Origin of the sequence: Cupriavidus necator A5-1 (genome assembly GCF_000744095.1) — a bacterium.
Classification (GTDB): Bacteria; Pseudomonadota; Gammaproteobacteria; order Burkholderiales; family Burkholderiaceae; genus Cupriavidus; species Cupriavidus necator_A.
Genome location: NZ_JQLI01000001.1, coordinates 4,070,508 through 4,092,481 on the forward strand (window position 1 = coordinate 4,070,508; position 21,974 = coordinate 4,092,481).

Consider the following 21,974-nt stretch of genomic DNA (forward strand, 5'->3'; position numbering starts at 1 on the left):
GCAAAACGCCATGTTGGTGTGGCGATATGTCGGCTCCGTGTCGGATCGATGACAGCATGAGCACCACGCATCAATCGCCGGCACCCAGTCGGCATGTACCAGAGATAAGCGCAATGCAGACCGGAATTCAGCAATGTCATGTTCGCCTGGCGCTGGTTTTGCTGCATGATTTCGGGCCCGGGTGACGACGCGGCATGAAGACCGGACCGCCGGGGCATCGGAAATCATGGGGTCACCTACACGAGGACGCATCGACATGACCATCAAGCTGCCGACCATCACCATTTGTGCAGCCCTGCTCGCCCCTGCCGCGTGGGCAGGCAACGAACCACACTGGAGCTACACCGGGCCCACCGGCGCACCGCACTGGGCCGAACTCGACGCGGGCTACAAGACCTGCGCGCTGGGCAAGCACCAGTCCCCGATCGATATCCGCACCGACAAGGCCAAACGCGTGGACCTGAAGCCGATCGCCTTTGCCTATGCCGCGGCGCCTGCCACCGTGGTCAACAACGGCCATACCATCCAGGTCAACCTGCCCGCCGCGGGACAGATCGAATTCGACGGCGTGCCCTACAAGCTGCTGCAGTTCCACTTCCACACGCCCAGCGAAGAGAAGATCAACGGCAAGGCCTACCCGCTGGTGGCGCACCTGGTGCACCAGAACGCCGAAGGCAAGCTCGCAGTGGTGGCAGTGCTGTTCAAGTCCGGCCGCGAGAACGCCGCGCTCAAGCCGGTCTTTGCCAGCCTGCCGGGCAAGGCCGGCGAGTCGCGCGAGCTGGCCGCGCCGCTGGATGTGGCGGCGCTGCTGCCGGCGCAGCAGTCTTACTGGGCCTTCACCGGCTCGCTGACCACGCCGCCGTGCAGCGAGGATGTGCGCTGGCAGGTGCTGAAGACGCCGGTGGAAATCTCGCCGGCGCAGCTGGCGGCATTCCACCAGCTATACCGGATGAATGCGCGGCCGGTGCAGCCGCTGAACGGGCGCGTGGTGCAGGCGGGGCAGTAAGTGGCCGCCTGATACTGACCCGATGGGTTAAATCACCACCTGGGTGCTCCCTCTCCCACTCGGGGAGAGGGCCGGAGCGTCCAGTGCTGATACGCCTCGTCGCGAGGCACAGGCCTGCCCTCTCCCCCTGCCCCTCTCCCGCAAGCGGGAGAGGGGAGTGTAGTGGTCAAGCCTTAACGGCCGCCTGATGCGCCGGTCGAACAGCCGCGCTTACGACAGCCCGCGCATCGCCAGCTCGCCGCCCAGCACCAGCAAGCCGCAGAAGAACAGCTTGCGGAAGCGCTCCGCGCTGATCCGGTGGCGCAGCCACTGGCCCAGGAACATGCCGCCCAGCGCGGGCGCCAGCGCCAGCACCGAGGCGCCCAGCACCGGCATATGCAGCAGCGAACCGCCCAGCGCCAGGCTGACCGCCAGCGCGATGGTCGACACGGTGAACGACAGACCCAGCGCCTGCACCAGGCTTTCCTTGTCGAGCCCGAGGCCCTGCAGGTAAGGCACGGCCGGGATCACGAACACGCTCGTCACCGCCGTGATCGCGCCGGTGACCAGCCCGACCAGCGGGCCCATCCAGCGTTCCGCGTGCGCCGGCACCACCAGCTTCACTGCGGCGAGCCCCACCACCGCATACAGCACCAGTGCCACGCCGAGCGCCGGGGTCGCATGGGTCATCATGCCGGCCGGCACCAGCGCCGCGCACAGCCAGGTACCAGCACAGATCGCCACCAGCATCGGCCACAGCCGCAGCACCAGCAGGCCAAAGCGCGGGCCGCTGAACAGCTGCACCACGTTGGTCACCATCGATGGCGCCACCAGCAGCGCGGCGGCCTGCGCGGGCGGCATCACCAGGCCCAGCATGCCGACTGCGACGGTCGGCAAACCCAGGCCCACCACCCCTTTGACAAAGCCGGCCAGCAGGAAGGTCAGGCCGATAAAGGCGGCTTGCGTGCCGATTGCTTCGATCGTCATCGCCGGCCCCTTCAGCCTGCCTTGCGGTCATGCACGGCGCGGCTGTCGGCGGGCGCCTCGTCGCGCTCGGTCATGCCGTAGTCGCGCAGCACCTGCGCCACGCGCAGCCGGTAGCCGGCGAACACGCCGCCGCGCCCGGCGGCCTGCGCCTGGCGGTGCGCCAGCGTATTGCGCCAGGCAATCACCGCGGCCTCGTCGCGGAAGAACGACAACGACAGCATCTTGCCGGGGTTGGTCAGGCTCTGGAAGCGCTCGACCGAGATAAAGCCGTCGATGGCCTCGAGTTCGGGGCGCAGGTGCGCGGCGATGTCCAGGTAGGTGTCCTTGCGGCCCGGGGCGGGCTCGACTTCGAAGATGATGGCGATCATGGGGTCTCCTGTGTGTTAAGGCTCTGGGGCTCAGAGGAAATGCGGAATGCGCGCGTTCAGCGACGGACGATAGCGGAAGGCGCGCGCCAGCGCAGCGGGATCTGCGCCGCGCGCCAGCAGCGCCGCGACCGTGGCGGCCGCCAGCGCCTGCGCCAGCCGCTCGCCGGGGCAGGCGTGGCGCCCATGGCCGAAGGTCCAGGTGCGTTCGCCGTCGGCCAGACCTGCGCACGATGCCGCGGCCAGCAGCACTAGCACGGCATCGCCCGCCTTGACGGCGTGGCCGCATAGCTGCGCATCGGCGGCGAGGAAGCGGCGCGTATTCTGCACCGGCGGATCGTCTTGCGCGACCCGGGTGACCACGGCTTGCAGCGCGACGTCCGGCGTGCCGCGGCCCAGCCGCAGCAGGGTATTGCCGGCCAGCGCGGCGGTGGCTTCGCAGGCCTGCACCAGCAGGCCGATGGTATTGGCGGCGACAGCTTGCGCATCGATGCCGACGGCGTGCGCGGCTTGATGTAGCGCCGGCAGCGGGCCGTCTGTCGGCGTGGCGCCGGCGAGCCATGTGCCCAGCCATTGCGCGGCCTCTGCGCCTGCGCGCACGGTGTGCGCATCGGCCAGAGGCGACTGCGCGGCGGCAAAGGCCGCAACGCGCTGCGCAATTTCCGCCGCCTTGTCGCCTTCGGCAACGGGCATGCCGAGCAGGTCAGCCACGGTCACCACAGGCAAGGTGAAGAGCCAGCGGTTGGCGCGCTCGCCCGGCGTGCCGGAGGCAGCGCCGGCATCGATCACGGTTGCCATTGCCCCTGCGCGCCCGGCTGCGGCGGCTGGATCGATGGCTGCCAGCATCGGCATCAGGATCTGCTTCAGCGGCGCATGGGCAGCGCCATCATTCATCCGGATCAGGCGGCCGAACAGGTCGCCGGCAGCGGTGCCGGCCAGCGCGGGCGGCACCGGCTGCGCGGGCGGGCGTACGCGGCAGTCGGGATGGGCCAGCACTGCCGCCACTTCACGCGGGCCGGCGGCGACCCACAGGCCGAGGCGCTCGTCGCGGAAGAACGGCCGGCGGGTGGCCAACTCCCGGTAATACGGGTAGGGGTCGGGATGGATGACGGCGCTGAGCGGGTCGAGCTCGGTTTCGGGCAGGGTAGCTGTCAGCATGGCGGCACATTGGGGGCTGAATGTGCTGCCAGTTTGCCGCGTGCGCGGGGCAAACGCTTCACGGTGTCGTGAAAGATCGATTGCGCCGCCAAAAGTCGCTGGGTACCCGGGTGCGCGGGGTACGACGTGTCATGGATGCGGCTTCACGCGCCGCCTACGTCTCCACCCGCACGAACTCCCCCTCCCCTTGCGCCGCCTCCGCCGCCGCCTCGTCGTTCCTGTGCGCCAGCCGATACAACACCGGCAACACCAGTAACGTCAGCGCCGTCGACGACAAAATCCCGCCGATCACCACGGTGGCCAGCGGCCGCTGCACTTCGGCCCCCGTGCCGGTCGCCAGCGCCATCGGCACAAAGCCAAGCGAAGCCACCAGCGCCGTCATCAGCACCGGCCGCAGCCGCGTCAGCGCGCCCTCGCGGATGGCATCATCGAGCCCCTGGCCGCCCTCGCGCAGCGAGCGGATAAACGACAGCATCACCAGCCCGTTGAGCACCGCCACGCCGCACAGCGCGATAAACCCCACCGCCGCCGAGATCGACAGCGGGATGCCGCGCAGCCACAGCGCCAGGATGCCGCCGGTCAGCGCGAACGGGATGCCGGTGAATACCAGCAGGCCGTCCTTCACATTGCCGAACATGGCGAACAGCAGCACGAACACCAACCCCAGCGCCAGCGGCACCACCACGCGCAGGCGCTCGGTGGCGGACTGCAGCTGCTCGAAGGTGCCGCCCCAGCTGGTCCAGTAGCCCGCCGGGATCTGCACGCGCTCGCGGATGGCGGCCTCGGCCTCGGGCACGAAGCTGCCGATATCGCGCCCGCGCACATTGGCGCTGACGACGATGCGGCGCTTGCCATTCTCGCGCGAGACCTGGTTGGGGCCGGGGGCGAGTTCCACCGTGGCCACCTCGCTGAGGGGGATATAGCTGGTGCGCGCGGCACTGTCCTTTGGCAGCGCCATCGGCAGGCGCCGCAGCGCATCCACGTCCTCGCGCACCGCATCAGGCAGGCGTACCACGATATCGAAGCGCCGGTCGCCGCTGAAGAACGTGCCCGACGTCTTGCCGCCGATCCCGATCGCCACCGCGTCCTGGATATCGCTCATGTTCAGGCCATAGCGCGCCGCCTTGTTGCGGTCGATATTGACGGTCAGCATCGGCAGGCCGGTAGTCTGCTCGACCTTGACTTCGGCAGCGCCCGGGATGCCTTGCAGCACAGCGGCGATGCGTTTGGCGGTCTGTTCCAGCACCGCGTTGTCGTCGCCGAACACCTTGACCGCCACGTCCGAGCGCACGCCCGAGATCAGCTCGTTGAAGCGCAGCTGGATCGGCTGCGAGAACTCATAGTTGTTGCCCGGCAGCTTGCCGACCTCCTCGCGGATCGCGGCGATCAGCTCGTCGCGGGTGCGCCGTGGCTCGGGCCATTGCGACATCGGCTTGAGCATGATGTAGCCGTCGGAGATATTCGGCGGCATCGGGTCTGAGGCGATCTCCGCGGTGCCGGTGCGTGCGAAGATGCGTTCGATCTCCGGGAACTTCGCCTTCAGCGTGGTCTCCACTTGCTGCTGCATCGCCACCGATTGCGTCAGGCTGGTGCCGGGGATGCGCAGCGCCTGGATGGCAAGGTCGCCCTCGTTGAGGCTGGGCACGAACTCGCTGCCCAGCCGCGTGGCGATCGCCAGGCACAGCGCCACCGCGACGCCGGCAAGGGTCAGCACCACCGGCGTGGCCGCCAGCGAGCGCTCCAGCAGCACCGCATAGCGCTGGCGCGCCCACGCCATCAGCCGGTTCTCACGCTCGGCCACGCGGTTGCCGATGGCCAGCGCCACCGCCGCCGGCACGAAGGTCACCGACAGCACCATCGCACCCAGCAGCGCCAGCACCACGGTGATCGCCATCGGGTGGAACATCTTGCCCTCGACCCCGGTCAGCGCGAAGATCGGCAGGTACACCACCATGATGATCAGCTGCCCATACAGCAGCGGCCGGCGCGCCTCGCGCGCGGCGGCAAAGACTTCGTGCAGGCGTTCCGTGCGTGTCAGCGCGCGGCCGTGGCGTTCCTGCGCATGCGCCAGCCGGCGCACGCAGTTCTCGACAATCACCACCGCGCCGTCGACGATGATGCCGAAATCCAGCGCGCCCAGGCTCATCAGGTTGGCGCTGACGCGGTAGTGCACCATGCCCGTGAAGGTGAACAGCATCGACAGCGGGATCACCAGCGCGGTGATCAGCGCCGCGCGCAGGTTGCCGAGGAACAGGAACAGGATGGCAATCACCAGCACCGCGCCTTCGAGCAGATTCTTCTTGACCGTGGCGATGGCCTTGTCGACCAGCGTGGTGCGGTCGTAGACCGTGATCGCCTTCACGCCGGCGGGCAAGGTGCGGTTGATTTCCGCCATCTTGCGGTCCACCGCCTGCGACACCGTGCGGCTGTTCTCGCCGATCAGCATGAACACCGTGCCGAGCGCCACCTCGCGGCCGTTCTCGGTGGCGGCACCGGTGCGAAGCTCGCCGCCGGTCTGCACGGTGGCCACGTCGCGCACGCGGATCGGCTGGCCCTGTGCGGTGCCGACGATCACCTCGCGGATATCGTCGAGCGAGCGCACCTGGCCCGGCACGCGCACCAGGTATTGCTCGCCGCGCCGCTCGATATAGCCGGCGCCGACGTTGTCGTTGTTCTTCTCCAGCGCGGCCACCACGTCGGCCAGCGACAGCCCGTACGACGCCATGCGCTCCAGGCTGGGTGCGACCACGTAGGCCCGAGTGTGCCCGCCGATCGCGTTGACTTCGGTCACGCCCGGCACGTTGCGCAATTGCGGGCGGATCACCCAGTCCTGGATCTCGCGCAAGTCCGACAACGTGTAGGGCGTGTCGTCGGGCTTGCGCGCGCCGGGGTCAGCCTCGACCGTCCACAGGTAGATCTCGCCCAGCCCGGTCGAGATCGGGCCCATCGCGGGCGTGATGCCGGCGGGCAGCTTGTCGCGTGCTTCCTGGATGCGCTGGTTGACGAGCTGGCGCGCGAAATGGATATCGGTGCCGTCGCGGAAGATCACCGTCACCTGCGACAACCCGTAGCGCGACAGCGAGCGCGTCTGCTCCAGCCCCGGCAGACCCGCCATCACGGTCTCGACCGGATACGTGATGCGCTGCTCGGTCTCCAGCGGCGAATAGCCCGGCGCGGCGGTGTTGATCTGCACCTGGACGTTGGTGATATCCGGCACCGCGTCGATCGGCAGCCGGGTGTAGCTGTACAGGCCGAGCGCGGCCATGCCCAGCACGGCCAGCAGCACCAGCCAGCGCTGCTCGATGGCAAAGCGGATCAGGCGTTCGAACATGGCTGCCTCCCGCTCAGTGCGCGTGCCCGGCGCTGGACTTGCCCAGCTCGGACTTGAGGATGAAGCTGTTGGCCGCGGCATGACGCGCGCCGGGCTGCAGGCCTTCGGTAATCTCCACCAGCTTGCCGCCGGTGCGGCCCGTCTTGACCGGCTGCACCGCAAACCCGCCCGGCACCGCGACGAACACCACGCTCTGGCCATCGACTTGCTGCACGGCGTCCGCGGCCACGGTCACCGGCACCTGCGCCGGCGCGCCCAGCACGCTGACAGTGACGAACAACCCCGGGCGCCACGCCATGCCCGGGTTGGCCAGCGTCACGCGCGCCTTGGCGGTTCGCGTCTGTTCGCCCAGAAGCGCGCCGACGTAGGACACCTTGCCTTCGGCCTGAGTGTCGGAGGCGCTCGAGCGCACCGTCACCGACCCGCCCACGCGCACCTGGTCCAGGTCGCGCGCGGACACCACGAACTCGGCCCATACCGAGCTGAGGTCGGAGATGGTGAAAACGCTGGCGTCTTCCTTTACCGCCTCGCCCAGCGACAGGTGCTTTTCCACCACGATGCCGTCGAACGGGGCGCGCAGCGCGAACTGGTTCAGGCTGCCGCCCTTGCCGGCGGGGGCCTCGGTGGCGCCGATCGCAGTCAGCTTCTGGCGCGCGTTCTGCACCGCGATCTGTGCTTCTTCCAGTGCCGTGCGCGCCTGCTGGTAGTCCTGTTCGGCGGAGATCTTCTCCTGCCACAAGGTCTTCTCGCGCGCGTAGGTGGCGCGCGCCAGCGCCTCGCGCCGCTGCGCCGCCAGCAGTTCGCTGCGCTGCTCGGCGAGCGCGGTGCTGGCGATCACCGCCAGCACCTGGCCCCTGGCGACCTGCTCGCCCAGGTTGGCGGGCACCGCCTGCGCCACGCCGGCCACACGCGGCACCACGTGCGCGGTGCGGTCGTCGTTGAAGCGGATCTCGCCGGGGAAATCGACGCTGCTGCGCAAGGGCGCGGGCCCGGCGGTGGCGAGGCCGATACCGGCCTGCTCGATCTGCGCGGGCGTCAGCGCGACCAGGTGCGGCTTGCTCTCGGCTTGCGGCGGCGCGGCAGGCGCGCTGGCGCTGCCGTGGCCGGCCGCTTTCTCGTCGGCCTTGCCGTGCGCCTGCTCATCGCCATGTTCGGCGTGTCCATGTCCGGCCTCCTCCCCGCCGCCGCCCTTGCCGGTAAAGAGGATCGCCGCGCCGCCCAGCAGCCCGGCGACCAGGATGGCCACCACCGCAGCCCGTTGTTGCTTGCTCATTGCCATGCTTGAGGCCTTCCGTATCAGTGTCCGAGGATGCGGTCGATGCTGGCCGCGGCGTCATAGGTGCGGGCCAGCACGTCCAGGTAGCGGATGCGCGCCTGGAACAGCGTGCGCTGGGCGTCCAGCACGTCGAGGAAATTGAACTTGCCGGCCTCGAAGCCGCGCGTGGCCGCGGCGTAGGCCTGCTCGGCCGCGGGCAGCACCGAGGACTGCAGCGTCTGCGCCGCGGCGCGCGCTACCGAGAGCTCGGTCGAGGCCTGCTGCAGTTCGTTCGCCAGCCGGATGCGATTGGCGGCGTGCACGTCCTGCGCCTTGTCGGCGCGGCGCAGCGCCGCGTACAGGTTGCCCTGGTTGCGGTCAAAGATCGGCAGCGGGATGGCCACGCCCAGCACGGCCATATTGCGGTTGGCCTCGTTGTCGCGCTTGGCGCCGAGGCTCACGGTGACGTCCGGGTACTGGCGACTGCGCGCCACCGCCACTTCGGCGCGGCTGCGCTCGGCCGACAGGCGGCTCGCCGCCAGCAGCGGCGCGTCTTCCAGCGCGGCCTGCAGGGCGGCGGGCGCGGGCCGCGACGGCAGCGCATCGAGATCGCCGCGCGCCTGCGCAAAGCGGGGCGCGGTATTGCCCCACAGCGCGGCCAGCGACTGCCGCGCCGATTGCAGGGCGCCGGTGGCTTCGGCCAACTCCAGTTCGGCATTGGCCTGCTCGACCCGGGCGCGCGTTTCCTCCAGCGGCGCCACCTTGCCCGCAGCGACGCGCCGTCCTGCGGCAGCGGCGGCCTTGCTGGCGATGCCGACCGAGCCCTCGGCCAGCGTCACGCGCTCCTGCGCCACCAGCACGCCGAAGAATCGCGCGATCACCGCCGCGCGCAGCTCGGCACGCACTCTGCCCAGCTCGGCCTGCGCCAGTTCGCGCCCGCGCTCGGCCACGCCGATGCGCGCGGCGCGCTTGCCGCCCAGCTCGATCGGCAGGTTGAACTGGCCGGTGGTGTTGCGCGTGGCGCGGCGCGTGTCTTCCATCGACACTGCCAGCTCCGGATTGGGCAGCACGCGCGCCTGCGTGACGTCGCCCTCGGTGGCGTCGAGTTCCTTGCCGGCGGCCGACAGCGCGAAGCTGCCGGCTTCGGCCAGCGCCAGCGCGGCGTCAAGCGTCAGCATGCCGGACGGCTCCTGCACGGCGGGGGATGCCAATGGCTTGCCATCCTCGGGCGCCATGGCCGGAGGCGGCGTCTGGGCGACGCCGGAGAACGGGCTGAATAGGGCGGCCGCCAGCCCAAGCGGCAGCAAAAGTCTTCGCATCGAATTGCACCAGGAAAGAAACCGGGGAATTCGGCGAGACGCCTGACGTCAGGGCATCAGGGAGAGCGGGGGAAGCGCGTCGTCTCGCCGGCTAGGCGAGACGCAGCCACTGCGGACGGTCGGGCGCCCGCGCGCTGTGGGAAGAGAAGCCTGACTGTGGTGCCGGGGGCGCCAGTTCGACGCGGCGCATGGCCGGCACCTCAGGCGCATCGGCGCGCGCGAACGGCAGCGAGGCGATATGGCAGACGCTGCAATCGGGATCGGCCAGGCCGAGCTTGTCGGCGTCAGCGGCCTTGTCGGCGGCTTTGCTGTGCGCACCACTGTCGGCATTGTGCTGATGCTCGTGGTGGCCCAGATGGGCCTTGGCCGATGCCGCCGCCTCATGCCGGCAGTACGCCGCCGCTCCCGCCCAGGCGAACTGGAGCGGCAGGATGAGCGCAAGGAGGATGAGAAGGAGGCGTTGCATGGTCGGGAAGCTTGCGCTGGCATCCGACGTGGCGGAGACAGCGAGCCGCAAGTTTAACCGAGTGGTGCCGGCCATTATTGCGACGGGGTCATTACATTTGCGTCATCGCTTCGATACCTGGCGGTCTGCTCCCCTCTCCCGCAAGCGGGCGAGGGGAGCGTCCACGAGGGCCGGTGGTCGCATCTAACGCGCTCACATACACGAGCGCGGACACGCAGTCGTTATTCATTTTTTTTGAATAACTTATCCAGCACAAGCCCGCTTTCCAGGCCGCTACCCCTCCTATAGTTCATTACATGAACGCGACGCACACCACGCAAACGTTCTGAAAAATTCAACGAACAAGACCTGGAGAAATCTCATGACCAAGACCACCCGCCTCGTTTCAGCCCTGCTCCTGTCGCTGGCCGCCCTCGGCGCCGCGCAAGCCGCCACCGCCGCCGAACAACTGCCCGGCGACAAGTACGGCTACAACTTCCGCGCGCAAGACGTCTTCACTGACGGTGCCCGCGCCAGCAAGGCCGACCCGTATGTGGACGGCGCCCGCACGGTGGCCGGACTGGACCGCGGCAGCGTGTCGACATCGCCCGCACGCAGCTTCGACACCTTCACCGAAGGCAGCCGTACCGGCAGCCTCGACCCGTATTCGGAAGGCGCCCGCACGGTAGCGGGCCTGGGCCGCAGCAGCGTCTCCACCGCGCCGGCGCGCAGCTTCGACCCGTACGCGGACGGCGCGCATGCCTGATTCCCCGGTGGCAGCCTGGCAGCCCCGCCTGCCAGGCGCCCCGTCAGCGCGCATCACCCGATGCCGCGAAACTGCGCGCACAGCCTGAACACCTCCTCCGACGGCGCAATCTCCTTCGCCTTGCAATAGCGCGTGGCGAGCTTCAGCAACTCCTTGATATCGCGCCCGCTTGCCTTCGGGTAGGCCCGCGTCAGCGCCTCGATCAGCCCCTCCCCCAGTTCCGCTCCGAACTGCGCGGCCTGCAGCCGCCACAGGCGCCGTGCATCGTCCTTGCCGGGCGTCTCATAGTGGATGGTGGCGATGCAGCGCGACAGGATGGCATCGTCGACATCGCCGATGCGGTTGGTGGTCATGAACAGCAGGCCATCGAAATATTCCAGCGTGCGCAGGAATTCCGCGACGATGGCGTTATGTTCCAGGTCGTTGTCGCGGCAGCGGATATAGACGTCCGCTTCATCGAGCAGCAGGATCGCGTTCCAGCGCATCGCACGGCGCAGGATCCCGGTCAGCGTGGCGCCGACCGACGCAGCGGTGGTGCCGAGCTGCCCGGAATGCACCCGATACAGCGGCTTGCCGACGACTTCCGCATAGACCTCCGCGGTCAGCGTCTTGCCCAGCCCCGGCGCGCCCTGGCACAGGATGGTGGTGCCGCCGGACTTGCCCGGCACGAAATCCGGCACCAGCACGTCCATGTGCGAGGTCAGGATATCGATCAGGTCGCGGTGATGGGCGGGCAGCACCAGCTTGTCGCGCAGTTCGGGCCGGTAGCGGTATTCGGACAGGTGCTGCACATGGACCCAGATATTGCGGTGCCATTCCAGGTGGAACAGGTGCACATAGCAGTGCAGCGGCACCTGCTCGAAGCCCTCGGCCACGCCGGCATCGCGCCAGAACGCCGGGTCGCAGCTCATTTCAAAGCGGCGCTCCAGCCGTTCTTCGTCGTTCACGCAGCGAGCCGCCGCGCCCTCGGCGATGCGCGTCAGCTCGACAGTGCCCTTGGCATCGATGGTCAGGGCCGCGCGCACGGCAACGAACTGCGCGCCGAAACGGCGCTGGTAGCGCACGAAGCGCCGCGCGTGCTGCTCGTATTCCTGCCGGAACTCCGCGCATTCCTTGTAGAAACCGAACTCCGCCAGCAACTCCGGGATGGTGCGGTTGGCGATATCGTCGCGCGTGATCACCATCGAGGTGGTCATGCCGGCTCGGCGCCTGGCGTAATCGGTCAGCTCCGAGTTGGCGGACTGCATGGTATTGGCCAGCATGTCGACCACCACGTAAGGCATGCCCTGGTCGGGCGCGACATGGCGCATCCGGCGCACCAGCCAGGGCAGCAGCACGCCGTCGCGGTTGCGCTGGTAGAGCCAGCCATCGATGGCATCGCGCGCCAGGTAGGCCACCAGGCCCGGGATCAGCTGGTCGAGCCCCGGGATCGTGCGCGCCTGAGGAGCGTTGTGGATGTTGTCCAGCGCCAGCATCTGGAACATCAGCGCACGCTGGTTCCGCGACTTGCTCAGCGTGTACAGCGAGTTCAGCGCCTGCGCATCGAGCAGCTTGCTCGACACCAGCATATCGCCGTGGCACACGCCATGCTCCTGCAGCTGCTTCGCCAGCGGCGATCCGGTTTCGATCAGCGCCAGCAGGGGATCGACCAGCGCCTGCGGAATTTCAAAGTCCATGGACCACACTCCAGTTGATTGGCTTGCCGCGCCCTTTCACTGCAGGAAGAACTCGATCGCCTCCTCGACGACCGGCGGATGGATGACGTGCAGGCCATCGAACTCGACGTAGCGCACGTCGTAGCCGGCGGCCTTCAGCTTGGCCGCGTTGGCGCGGCCGCTGGTGGCGATTGGCAGTTGCTCGTCGGCCAGCCCGTGCGCCACGAACACCCGGGGCGTGCCCTCCTGCATGAACACCGACATGAAGCCGCCGGAGAACGCCATCACATGGCTGGCGATATCGCCGTTGGTGATGCCAAGCGAGAGCGCGTAGCTCGCGCCGTCGGAGAAGCCGGCAAAGCCCAGCCGCCGCGGGTCGATCCGGTAGCGCGAGGTCACCTCCGTCAGCGCCTGGTGCAGCCGCTCCAGGTCGGGGCCGCAGCCGCCGATCACGATGTCCCAGGTCGGGAACAGCGAATGCGGCGCCAGCACCAGGAAGCCGTGGCGCTGCGCATGTGGCTCCAGGTGGGGCAGGACCTTTTCCGGGAAGCCGCCGGCGCCATGGAACATCACCAGCAGCGGCACTGGCGCGGCGGGGTCGAGGCCATCCGGGACGAACAGCACGGCATCGCGCGCGCCGGCCACGCCCAGGGGGTGGCGCCCGGGTGGCAGCGGCGCTTGGCGCGGTTCGGCAGGGGTAAAGGACAGGCGACCAAACAGCGAGGGATCGAGCATGGCTGGTGTCAGTGCATTTTGATATTTTGTATATTACATACAAAACCACGCCACAGCCACATCATGTCGTGATAGACCCTCTCAGGCGCCGATTGCGTAACACGTAGGAAGCTTTTGCAATCGGCCGGCCAGTTCCGTAGGGCCAGGCCCTGGCCATTGGATAGCCGCGCAGGCGGGGACTTACATGGCGGTCTTGCCACCGTTGACGCCGAGAATCTGACCCGAGATATACCTGGACCGATCAGACGCCAGGAAGACAATGGCGTCGGCGACCTCTTCCGCGGTGCCGATGCGACCGGCGGGGATGGTCGCGGCAACAGCCGCGATCCGCTCGGCGCCTCCCGCAATGCGCTCCAGCATGCCCGTGTCGATGGGGCCGGGTGCGACAGCATTCACTCGTACGTTGGACTTGCTTGCCTCAAGGGCCGCCGCCTTGGTCAGGCCCTCGATCGCGTGCTTGCTCGCGACATACATCGGATTCTGCGCATTGCCGCGGCTTCCCATGGTGGAGGAAAGGTTCACGACAACACCCTGCTCCTGCGCCAGCATCACGCGCAACTCGTGCTTCATGCTGAGGAACGTCCCCAGGACGTTGGCGTCGAAGGTCGCCGAATAGGATTCAACAGTCTGGTCGACAATCGACCCGCCCGTTCCTTCCGTGCCGGCACTGTTCACTGCAACATCGAGCCGTCCAAAGCGCGAAACGGTACGCTCGACGAGTTCGCGGACTTGCTCCTCGTTACTTACGTCGGCTGCCACAAACTCGGCCTCGGCGCCCATTTCGCGGAGTTCCGCAACGAGCGCGGCGCCGGCAGTAACATTACGGCCGGAGCAGACCATCTGGGCGCCCTCGCGACCGAATGCGAGCGCGGTTGCGCGGCCAATCCCGGAGGTAGCTCCGGTAACAAGAACGACGGTGCGAGTCATCATGTATTCCTCATTTATCTCAAGACAGAACTAGGGGATCGGATTGATTCAACCTGGGGTCCGTCAAGGGTGAGTCCCTGGCTCCCCGCTTGCGCCAGTCCGTGACACTGCAACCAAACGCGGCGTGGAACCAATGGCAGAAACTGCTCTGCGCCGAAAAACCCAGCAGCCCGGCGACCTCGCCCACCGGCAGGTCGCTCTCTTGCAGGTGACGCATCGCCAGTTCCGAGCGCACCTGGTTGAGCAGGGCTGAGAATGTCAGCCCTTCGGCGCTGAGGTAGCGGTGCAGCGTGCGGCGATCGACGCGCAGGAGATGCGCCACCTGCTGGGTCGTGCAGCGCCCGCCTGGGAGCAAGGCCAGGATCAGTTCCCGGCACGATTCGCGCACGCCTTCGTCACGGTGCCGCAGCGCAGCCTCCAGGTAGTCCCTCGCAAAGCGCGCCGCGCCCGGATTGTCGGGCGTACGCGCAATCTGCAGGTCCGCCGCCGCGCAGACCAGGCCGTTGAATGGCTGGTTGAACGTCGGGCTGCGGCCGAAGAAGGCGCGATGCGCCGACGCGTCGCCCGGCGGGCGGTGCGAAAAGCAAACCTGCTGCGGCCGCCACTGGGGACCGATCAGTTCGCGCAGGATGCGGAACTTCACACCGACCGCCAGTTCCATTGCCTGCCGCATGGCCACGCCGGGACTGGGTAGAAGCTCTTCGCGGATGATCACGGCCGGCCCGGTGTCCTCGATGCGAGTAATCAGCGTGGCGCTAAGCAGTTTCAGGTAGCGGCACAAGGTATCCAGCGCCTGCCGTGGGGTAGGCTCTTCCTTCAGCACCAGGCTGATGGGACCCAGGTCAGAGAAGCTGCGCCGCGCAGCCAGCCGCAGGGCAAGATCTTCCACGCCGGTGGCGCGCGCGGTGACTTCAAGCAGTTCACGCACCGCATGGCTTGGAATGAGTGTTTCAGGGTTTTCGAGCAGCCGCGCCGAAAGCCCCACGCCTCGCAGGAAGGCGTAGGGATCGCGCCCAAGCGACTCCACCAGTTCGATGTAGCCGTTCAGGCTGGCGCTACGGATAAGCTTACCGACGTGCTGCATAGCTTCCGCGCCTGCCTCGGAGCCCCATGACGACTGGCCGCGAATGCGAGGAACGGTGCGCGGTCACGCACACCAGCAGGTCAGAACGCGACCGCATGCTTTCCTTTCAGTTGCAGCATGTCGCGCGTTTCGTCGGGCGTTGCCACTTCCAGGTTCAGCGATCTCAGGATCGAGACAATGCGCTGCACTTGCCCGGCGTTGCTCGTTGCGAGCCGGCCCGGCCCATCCCAGAGGGAATCCTCGAGCCCCACCCGGACATTTCCGCCCATCGACGCGGCCATGGTGGCAAGCGGAAACTGGCTGCGGCCGGCGCCGAGCACGGACCAGTAGTAGTCCTTGCCGAAGAGCCGTTCCGCCGTCCTGCGCATATGCATGACGTCGTCGGGGTGGGAGCCGATTCCGCCCAGCAGGCCAAAGACCGACTGAATGAAGAATGGTGGCTTGAGGATGCCGCGGTCGACGAAATGCGCCGCCGTGTAGAGATGGCTGGTGTCATAGCACTCGATTTCGAACCGGGTGCCATTGTCTGCGCAGGATTCAAGGATGTAGCGGATTTCCTTGAAGGTATTGCGGAACACCCGGTCTTCCGAACCTTCCAGGTAAGGGCGCTCCCAGTCGTACTTGAATTCCTTGTGCCGGCCAAGCATCGGATACAGGCCGAAGTTCATCGAACCCATATTCAGCGAAGCCACTTCTGGCTTGAGCTGCAACGCGGGCTGCAGCCGCTCTTCCACCAGCATGTTTGGCGCGCCGCCGGTGGTGAGATTGATCACCACATCGGAGCGCTCGGCAATGGTCGGAAGAAAGGCCCGGAACAGTGCCGGGTCCTGCGACGGCTGGCCGTTCTCAGGCTTGCGCGCATGCAGATGGACGATCGAGGCGCCTGCTTCGGCGGCCGCGATCGCCTCCCGGGCGATCTCATCCGCGGTAATCGGGAGGTAAGGCGACATGGTCGGCGTGTGAATGCCGCCGGTCACGGCGCAGGTCACGATGACCTTGCTTTGGGGTGCTGCCATGACTGATGTCTCCGTTTCATTCAGGCTTGAAGTTGATCGAGCGCAGTAGCTTGCCCTGGCGTTCGTGGGATTCACGCACGTCCGCGGCAAGCTCTTCGCTGGTAGCCGGCGAACCGACCTCCATACCCAGCTCTTCGACCTTCTTCCGCACCTCGGGCGATTGCGTCGCCTTGAGCGCGGCGTCGCGCATCTTCGCCACCACGGCTGGCGGCACGCCTTGCGCTGACCAGAGCCCCATCCAGCTGACTTCCTTCAGGTCGGGGAATCCCAGTTCGGCGAAGGTCGGCACATCAGGGAGCGCGGGGACCCGCTTGGGGTAGGCAATGGCAAAGGCCCGGAGCTTCCCCGACTTGATGAACGGAAGCGAAGTTGCCGGGCCGTCGAACATCAGCGGAACGTGCCCGCCCATGACGTCTTGCAACGCAGGCGGCGACCCCTTGTAGCTCACGTTCCCCGCCGTCAGTCCGGCAAGGCGATTGAACTGCACGGCGATGGTCTGGCTACGCATGCCAGGACCGAAATTCGCATAGTCGACCTTGCCAGGGTTCGCCTTGACATAGGTGATCAGTTCGCCGAGGTTCTTCGCGGGCAGGCCGGGATTGCCGACCAGTACCAGGCCCTGCCGGCTAAGCTGTGCAATCGGAACGATTTCCTTGAACGGGTCGTAGGACACCTGCATGGTGTGGGGCACTTCCGCGGCAATGCCCTTTTGAATCAGCAGGAATGTGTAGCCGTCCCGCGGCGCGGACAGCAGGCCATGAACGCCAATCGTTCCCGCTGCGCCGGCCTTGTTCTCCACGATCACAGGCTGTCCGAGCGGGCGTTGCAGCTCATGCGCAAAGAGGCGCGCCAGGATATCGGCCGTTCCACCCGGCGGGGCGCCAACGATGATCCGCACGGGCTTGGTCGGCCACTCGGCGGCATTCGCCGCTGGCGTGGCCGACAGCAGTGGAGCAAAGGCAATCGTGAGCGCCAGGGTCTGGCGCGCAATCGAGGGGGCGCGTTTCATCGAAATTCCTTTCGTGGTGCCAACTGCGTGGCGACTGAGTACCGATTCTGTGGGGTCGCTCCGCCAGGCGCTTTGCATTGCACGACAGAGTCTTTGCAGATCGCGCCACCGAACGCGCCGCCCGGCAGCTGTCCCAAATAAGCAAATTAATGTCCCCGATAAGCAAGCGGGGGTTGAGGGTGCCCGGGATACTCGGGGGACCGGATCGAAGCCGGATGACTCCTGCTGAACCGACCTCAACCTCTCTCCCGGAGACCCAACATGAACTTTCTCGACGGCCACCTCTTCCCCGAAAACCAGCCGCCCCTGATCATCACGGCCGCGCCCTATGCGCCTGGCTGGTTGCCTGGCGACTTTCCCGATGACATCCCGGTCACGATGGAAGACCAGATCCAGAAGGCGGTGGACTGCTACAACGCCGGTGCCACGGTGCTGCACCTGCATGTGCGCGAACTCGATGGCCGGGGCAGCAAGCGCCTGTCCAAGTTCAATGAACTGGTTGCCGGCGTGCGCAAGGCGGTGCCTGAGATGATCATCCAGGTCGGCGGTTCGATCTCCTTCGCCCCTGAGAACGAAGGCCAGGCCGCCAAGTGGCTGTCTGACGATACCCGCCACATGCTGGCCGATCTCGAACCCACGCCGGACCAGGTCACGGTGACCGTCAACACCTCGCAGATGAACGTCACCGATCAGGCCGAAGATGCGGATTTCAGGGGCACGTCGCGCGCCAACCCAGCGATCTTCGACGCCTACAAGGAAATGACGGTGCCTGCACAGCCGGGCTGGGTGGAGGAGCACGTCCGCCGCCTGACTGCCAAGGGCATCCAGAGTGCATTCCAGTGCTACAACCTCAACAGCTTCGAGTCGGTGGAGCGGCTGATGCGCCGCGGCTTCTACAAGGGCCCGCTGGTGATGAACTGGGTGGCCATCGCCGGCGGCATGGATACCCCCAGTGTCTACAGCCTCGCCAACTTCATTCGCGCCGTGCCTGACGGCGCCGTGGTCACGGTGGAAAGCAACGTACGCAACGTGCTGCCGGTCAACATGATGGGCATTGCCGCGGGCCTGCACGTGCGCTGCGGCATCGAGGACTGCCTGTGGAACCAGTCGCGCACCGAGAAGATGAGCACGGTGAAACAGATCGAACAACTGGTGCGGATCTCGCACGAGTTCGGCCGCGAGATCGCCACCGCGAAACAGGCGCGCGAGATCTCGAAGATCGGCGTGTTCTATGACACGGTGGAGGAATCCCTGCAGGCGAACGGTTTCGCCCCCAATCGCAACGGGGGCAACCAAGGCTTCCTGCACAAGACGTTCTGAGCGCGGATCAGCGGCAACTGACGTCGTCGGCTTGCCGGGGGAGAGGCCGGACGGTGGCGCATGTGTGCAGTGGGCGGCGGGCGGCGGGCGGCGGGCGGCGGGCGGCGGGCGGCGGGCGGCGGGCGGCGGGCGGCGGCGGCGGGCTGAGTGTGGGCGCCTCCGGCCGCACCTTGCGATAGGTGTTTACTCCAACTTCTATATAGGAGTCTTGACACAGCGTGGTGCTGAAAATACCTTCATCGTCAGCAACGCCGCGTCGCCGACCGGCGACGATTCGCCTGAGATCCCATGAGCACCCTGATTCGCAGCGCCCTCCTGGTCAAGTTCTCCGAGATTGCCCGGACCCTGGGTGTCGACCCGGAGCGCATGATCCACCACGTCGGGGCCGACCGGTCCTGTATACGTTCGCCGGACTTGCATGTCCCGGAAGCCTGGCTGGCCAAGGTGCTGGATTCCACCGAGCAGGCCTCCAGTTGCGCTTCAGTGGGCCTGCTGATGGCAGAAGCGTGGCGGCTGTCTGACTTCGGCCCCGTCAGCCTGCTGCTACAGCACCAGCCGACGCTGCGTCATGCGCTGGGGCAGGTGGAGACCTATCGTCACCTGCTGAGCGAGTCCGTTTCCATCCACGTCGAGGAAGCCGACGATATCGCCATCGTCCATCAGCAGTTGATTACGGAGAGACCCGAGCCGGGAAGGCAGCCTGTTGAGCTTTCGGTCGGCGCGCTGCTGTGCCTGATGAAATCGATGCTTGGAGGACGGTGGAAGCCGCGCAGCGTACATTTCTCGCATGCCGCGCCCGCAAGCCTTCATATCCATCATCGGCTGTTCGGCACCAGGGTCGACTTTGGCTGCGACTTTGACGGCATCATATTGGACCGGCAGGACCTTGATCGGCCCAATCCGCTGGGCGACGTGAACCTGTCCCGCTACGCCAAGGAGTTCCTTGACCAGAATTCGCGTGGCAGGCAGGCTTCCGTGGCGTCCAACGTCCGTCGCGCGGTCCACATGCTGTTGCCGCGCGGCCGAAGCGGCATCGACCAGGTGGGCGACAAGCTCGGCATGAGCGCCCGCACGCTGCAACGACGGCTCGAGCAGGAAGGCGAAGAGTTTTCCTCCCTGGTGAATGAGGTCCGACGCGGCCTGGCCAGCCGCTACCTTGGCGACCGTCGATATCCCGTGTCCCAGGTCGCGATACTGGTCGGGTTCTCCGAGGTAAGCACCTTCTCTCGCTGGTTCAGCGCGCAATTCGGCAAGTCGCCGACGCGCTGGCGCGGCGAACTGCTTATGTGAGCAGGCTGGCCATGCCACTACCGTGGACCGCCTGACAACCGGTCCGCATCGATACCCTCGGCCCGACATCACTCCTGATTACGCGTGCCTGGCGCAATTGGCCAAGTCATCATGGCCGCCACAGACAAGCGTGGTGTCGACGTCATCATGGACACCATCGGCGGCACGGCATTCGAGGACCACATCAAGAGCCTCGCGGTAAAGGGGCGCCTGGTCAATCTCGCGCGACTGGGCGGGGCAAGCACCGCGCTGGTCGATATCAACCTGTTGTGGCTGAATCGCCTGAAGCTGATCGGGGCGAGGTTCCGCACGCGCCGCGAGCAGGAACGCCTCGATTGCATCCAGGCGTGCGCACGCGACCTGCTTCCATTCTTCCGCGAAGGCAAGCTTCGGCTCCCGATCGACCGCACCTTCCCGATGGATGCGATCGCCGACGCCTACGCGTACATCGCGAGCAGCCAGCACATGGGCAAGATCGTGCTCGTTGCCGACTAAGTGCTGGGCTCGCTCAGCTGAAGCGTTGCCATTTTCAGTGGTCTTGGCGCGACTCGCCAAATTGTGGCGCGATGGGTCAAGCGCGCGGTGACGCGAGTGCCGACAATCGAATCCAGGCTATCTGCTACCGGCCGGCGGGCCTGTCAACCTCACACGCCAAAGGAAGAGTCGTTATGCAAGTCAATCCCCTTACATGCTCGATTGGTGCCGAACTGTCGGGCGTGAATCTCGCCGACGTGGCGCGGGACGATACGCTGTATGCGGAAATCAAGGCACTGCTGTTGAAGCACCGGGTGCTGTTCTTCCGCGACCAGGACATCACGCGCGCCGACCATGTTGCATTCGCCAGGCGCTTCGGTGAGTTGGAAGACCACCCTGTCAACAATACGGTGCCGGGGTACCCGGGACTGATCGAGATCTACAAGAGCGACAAGCGGGATCACTTCGAGAATACCTACCACACCGATGCGTCGTGGCGCGCGAGCCCGCCCAAGGGCGCGGTGCTGCGCTGCATTTCGTGCCCGGACGTGGGTGGCGACACCATCTGGGTGAACATGGTCGAGGCATACAAGAACCTGCCGGAAGAGATCAAGCAGAAGATTGCAGGCCTGCGTGCCAAGCATGGGATCGAGCATTCGTTCGGCGCGATCATGACCACGGAGGAGCGTGAGGAACTGGTGCGCAAGAATCCCCTGGTCGACCACCCGGTGGTCAGGATGCACCCGGAGACAGGAGAAAAGATCCTGTATGTGGGACCGTTCTCGACGCACTTCATCAACTACCACACCCCGGAGAACGTGCGCGTCGGCCAGGACAAGACGCCGGGCGCGAGCCTGCTGCTGAACTACCTGATCAGCCAAGCGGCGATTCCGGAGTACCAGGTGCGCTTCCGCTGGAAGCCGAACAGCGTGGCGATCTGGGACAACGTGGCGACACAGCACTACGCGGTGAGCGACTACTGGCCGGCGCCGCGCAGGATGGAGCGCGCCACGATCAAGGGCGATCGCCCGTTCTGAGGACGGTGCGCGCCCGGCATTGCATGGGCGCGACCGCATGACCACGAGACGCTGGCAACGTTATGCATCCCGCCGTCGCGCGGGGACGTCCACGTCTAACCTATGAGAGTTCGAACACCATGACCTCCAACAAGCTGCCGACGGTTGTGATCGTCCCGGGCCTGCGCGATCACATGCCCGATCACTGGCAAACGCTGCTGGCCGAGCATTTGCAGAAGCAAGGCAGGGCCGTACACATCGTGCCCCAGATCGACCAGGACCCGAGGCTGCGCAGCGCGCGGGTGGCCAACCTGGATCGCGTCGTTAGCAGCATCGAAGGCCCGGTCATCCTGGTGGCCCACAGCGTCGGCGTTCTGATCACCGTGCACTGGGCGCAACAAGCCAGCCGCGAAATCAAGGGTGCGCTGCTGGCCGCACCTCCTGATTACGAGACGCCCTTGCCCGCCGGCTACTCCGACCCACAGACGCTGACGAGGAATGGCTGGACGCCGGTGCCGCGCGAGCGCCTGCCGTTTCCCAGCATCGTCGTCGCCAGCCGCAATGACCCGATCGGCAAATTCGAGCGAATCCGCGATCTTGCAGAGAACTGGGGCAGCCGCTTCGTCGACGCCGGCCACGTCGGTCATCTTTCGCCGGCCGATGGATATGGCACGTGGCCGATGGCGGAGGAACTGATTCAGGAGTTGTAAGCAGCAGCAAGGGCTTCAGCTGTCAGGTGAAGCCCGCGTGGGACCGTTCCATGGCGGCAACGGCAAGGCAAGGCCCGGCCTGCCCGCGGTAACCCGGCAGCCAGGTCATTGCGAATCAACCAAAATC

19 protein-coding genes and 1 pseudogene are annotated in these 21,974 nt (G+C 66.6%); 7 read left to right on the top strand and 13 right to left on the bottom strand.

The annotated features are described in order from the left end of the window. Positions 1-256: 256 nt before the first annotated feature. Positions 257-1,006: a carbonic anhydrase gene (locus K307_RS18120; RefSeq protein WP_042880142.1), complete on the top strand. Its 750-nt coding sequence runs from the start codon at positions 257-259 to the stop codon at positions 1,004-1,006. A gap of 210 nt (positions 1,007-1,216) precedes the next feature. Here K307_RS18120 and K307_RS18125 read toward each other — a convergent pair whose 3' ends face one another. The 7 genes from K307_RS18125 to czcI form a co-directional block, all read right to left on the bottom strand. Further along, the gene (locus K307_RS18125) at positions 1,217-1,972 is read right to left on the bottom strand and encodes a sulfite exporter TauE/SafE family protein (RefSeq protein ID WP_042880144.1); all 756 of its coding nucleotides are present in this window, start codon (positions 1,970-1,972) and stop codon (positions 1,217-1,219) included. A gap of 11 nt (positions 1,973-1,983) precedes the next feature. Then, positions 1,984-2,340, bottom strand: coding sequence for an antibiotic biosynthesis monooxygenase family protein (locus tag K307_RS18130; RefSeq protein WP_042880145.1), 357 nt, complete (start codon positions 2,338-2,340; stop codon positions 1,984-1,986). A gap of 30 nt (positions 2,341-2,370) precedes the next feature. Continuing rightward, positions 2,371-3,495: a cytochrome P450 gene (locus K307_RS18135; RefSeq protein WP_042880146.1), complete on the bottom strand. Its 1,125-nt coding sequence runs from the start codon at positions 3,493-3,495 to the stop codon at positions 2,371-2,373. Positions 3,496-3,649: 154 nt separating this feature from the next. Continuing rightward, entirely contained in the window at positions 3,650-6,826 is a 3,177-nt protein-coding gene (locus K307_RS18140; protein ID WP_042880148.1) for a CusA/CzcA family heavy metal efflux RND transporter, read from the bottom strand. A 13-nt stretch (positions 6,827-6,839) separates the two neighbouring features. Continuing rightward, positions 6,840-8,105, bottom strand: coding sequence for an efflux RND transporter periplasmic adaptor subunit (locus tag K307_RS18145; RefSeq protein WP_042880149.1), 1,266 nt, complete (start codon positions 8,103-8,105; stop codon positions 6,840-6,842). Between the two features lie 17 nt (positions 8,106-8,122). Further along, positions 8,123-9,400, bottom strand: a complete 1,278-nt coding sequence (locus K307_RS18150) for a TolC family protein (protein ID WP_042880151.1) — start codon at positions 9,398-9,400, stop codon at positions 8,123-8,125. A 91-nt stretch (positions 9,401-9,491) separates the two neighbouring features. Beyond that, positions 9,492-9,866 (bottom strand): cation efflux protein, CzcI family, encoded by a 375-nt coding sequence (gene czcI, locus K307_RS18155; protein WP_042880154.1) that lies wholly within the window; start codon positions 9,864-9,866, stop codon positions 9,492-9,494. A gap of 361 nt (positions 9,867-10,227) precedes the next feature. Between czcI and K307_RS18160 the strand changes: the two genes are divergently transcribed. Further along, a complete protein-coding gene (locus K307_RS18160) occupies positions 10,228-10,611 on the top strand; it encodes a hypothetical protein (RefSeq protein WP_042880156.1) in 384 nt (127 codons plus the stop codon). A gap of 53 nt (positions 10,612-10,664) precedes the next feature. Here the strand turns inward: K307_RS18160 and K307_RS18165 are convergent, their stop codons facing one another. The 6 genes from K307_RS18165 to K307_RS18190 form a co-directional block, all read right to left on the bottom strand. Further along, on the bottom strand, positions 10,665-12,287 hold the full coding sequence (locus K307_RS18165; protein ID WP_042880158.1) for an AAA family ATPase: 1,623 nt from the start codon (positions 12,285-12,287) through the stop codon (positions 10,665-10,667). A gap of 36 nt (positions 12,288-12,323) precedes the next feature. Continuing rightward, positions 12,324-13,001, bottom strand: a complete 678-nt coding sequence (locus K307_RS18170; RefSeq protein ID WP_042880160.1) for an alpha/beta hydrolase — start codon at positions 12,999-13,001, stop codon at positions 12,324-12,326. 180 nt (positions 13,002-13,181) lie between these two features. Continuing rightward, positions 13,182-13,928: an SDR family NAD(P)-dependent oxidoreductase gene (locus K307_RS18175; protein WP_042880161.1), complete on the bottom strand. Its 747-nt coding sequence runs from the start codon at positions 13,926-13,928 to the stop codon at positions 13,182-13,184. Positions 13,929-13,947: 19 nt separating this feature from the next. Next, positions 13,948-15,012: an AraC family transcriptional regulator gene (locus tag K307_RS18180; protein ID WP_051974955.1), complete on the bottom strand. Its 1,065-nt coding sequence runs from the start codon at positions 15,010-15,012 to the stop codon at positions 13,948-13,950. 80 nt (positions 15,013-15,092) lie between these two features. After that, positions 15,093-16,028 carry a 3-keto-5-aminohexanoate cleavage protein gene (locus K307_RS18185; RefSeq protein WP_042880162.1) on the bottom strand — a complete coding sequence of 312 codons (936 nt, stop codon included), beginning with the start codon at positions 16,026-16,028 and terminating at the stop codon, positions 15,093-15,095. 16 nt (positions 16,029-16,044) lie between these two features. After that, entirely contained in the window at positions 16,045-17,037 is a 993-nt protein-coding gene (locus K307_RS18190) for a Bug family tripartite tricarboxylate transporter substrate binding protein (RefSeq protein ID WP_042880163.1), read from the bottom strand. Between the two features lie 261 nt (positions 17,038-17,298). Between K307_RS18190 and K307_RS18195 the strand changes: the two genes are divergently transcribed. From K307_RS18195 to K307_RS18215, 5 genes and pseudogenes are all read left to right on the top strand, one after another. Beyond that, a complete protein-coding gene (locus K307_RS18195; protein ID WP_042880164.1) occupies positions 17,299-18,357 on the top strand; it encodes a 3-keto-5-aminohexanoate cleavage protein in 1,059 nt (352 codons plus the stop codon). 288 nt (positions 18,358-18,645) lie between these two features. Further along, entirely contained in the window at positions 18,646-19,647 is a 1,002-nt protein-coding gene (locus K307_RS18200) for an AraC family transcriptional regulator (RefSeq protein ID WP_042880166.1), read from the top strand. 108 nt (positions 19,648-19,755) lie between these two features. Then, positions 19,756-20,142: pseudogene (locus tag K307_RS18205) on the top strand (zinc-binding dehydrogenase); the annotation flags it as partial. Between the two features lie 173 nt (positions 20,143-20,315). Continuing rightward, positions 20,316-21,158: a TauD/TfdA dioxygenase family protein gene (locus tag K307_RS18210; RefSeq protein ID WP_042880168.1), complete on the top strand. Its 843-nt coding sequence runs from the start codon at positions 20,316-20,318 to the stop codon at positions 21,156-21,158. Between the two features lie 119 nt (positions 21,159-21,277). Further along, positions 21,278-21,847 carry an RBBP9/YdeN family alpha/beta hydrolase gene (locus K307_RS18215; protein WP_042880170.1) on the top strand — a complete coding sequence of 190 codons (570 nt, stop codon included), beginning with the start codon at positions 21,278-21,280 and terminating at the stop codon, positions 21,845-21,847. Positions 21,848-21,974: the final 127 nt, after the last annotated feature.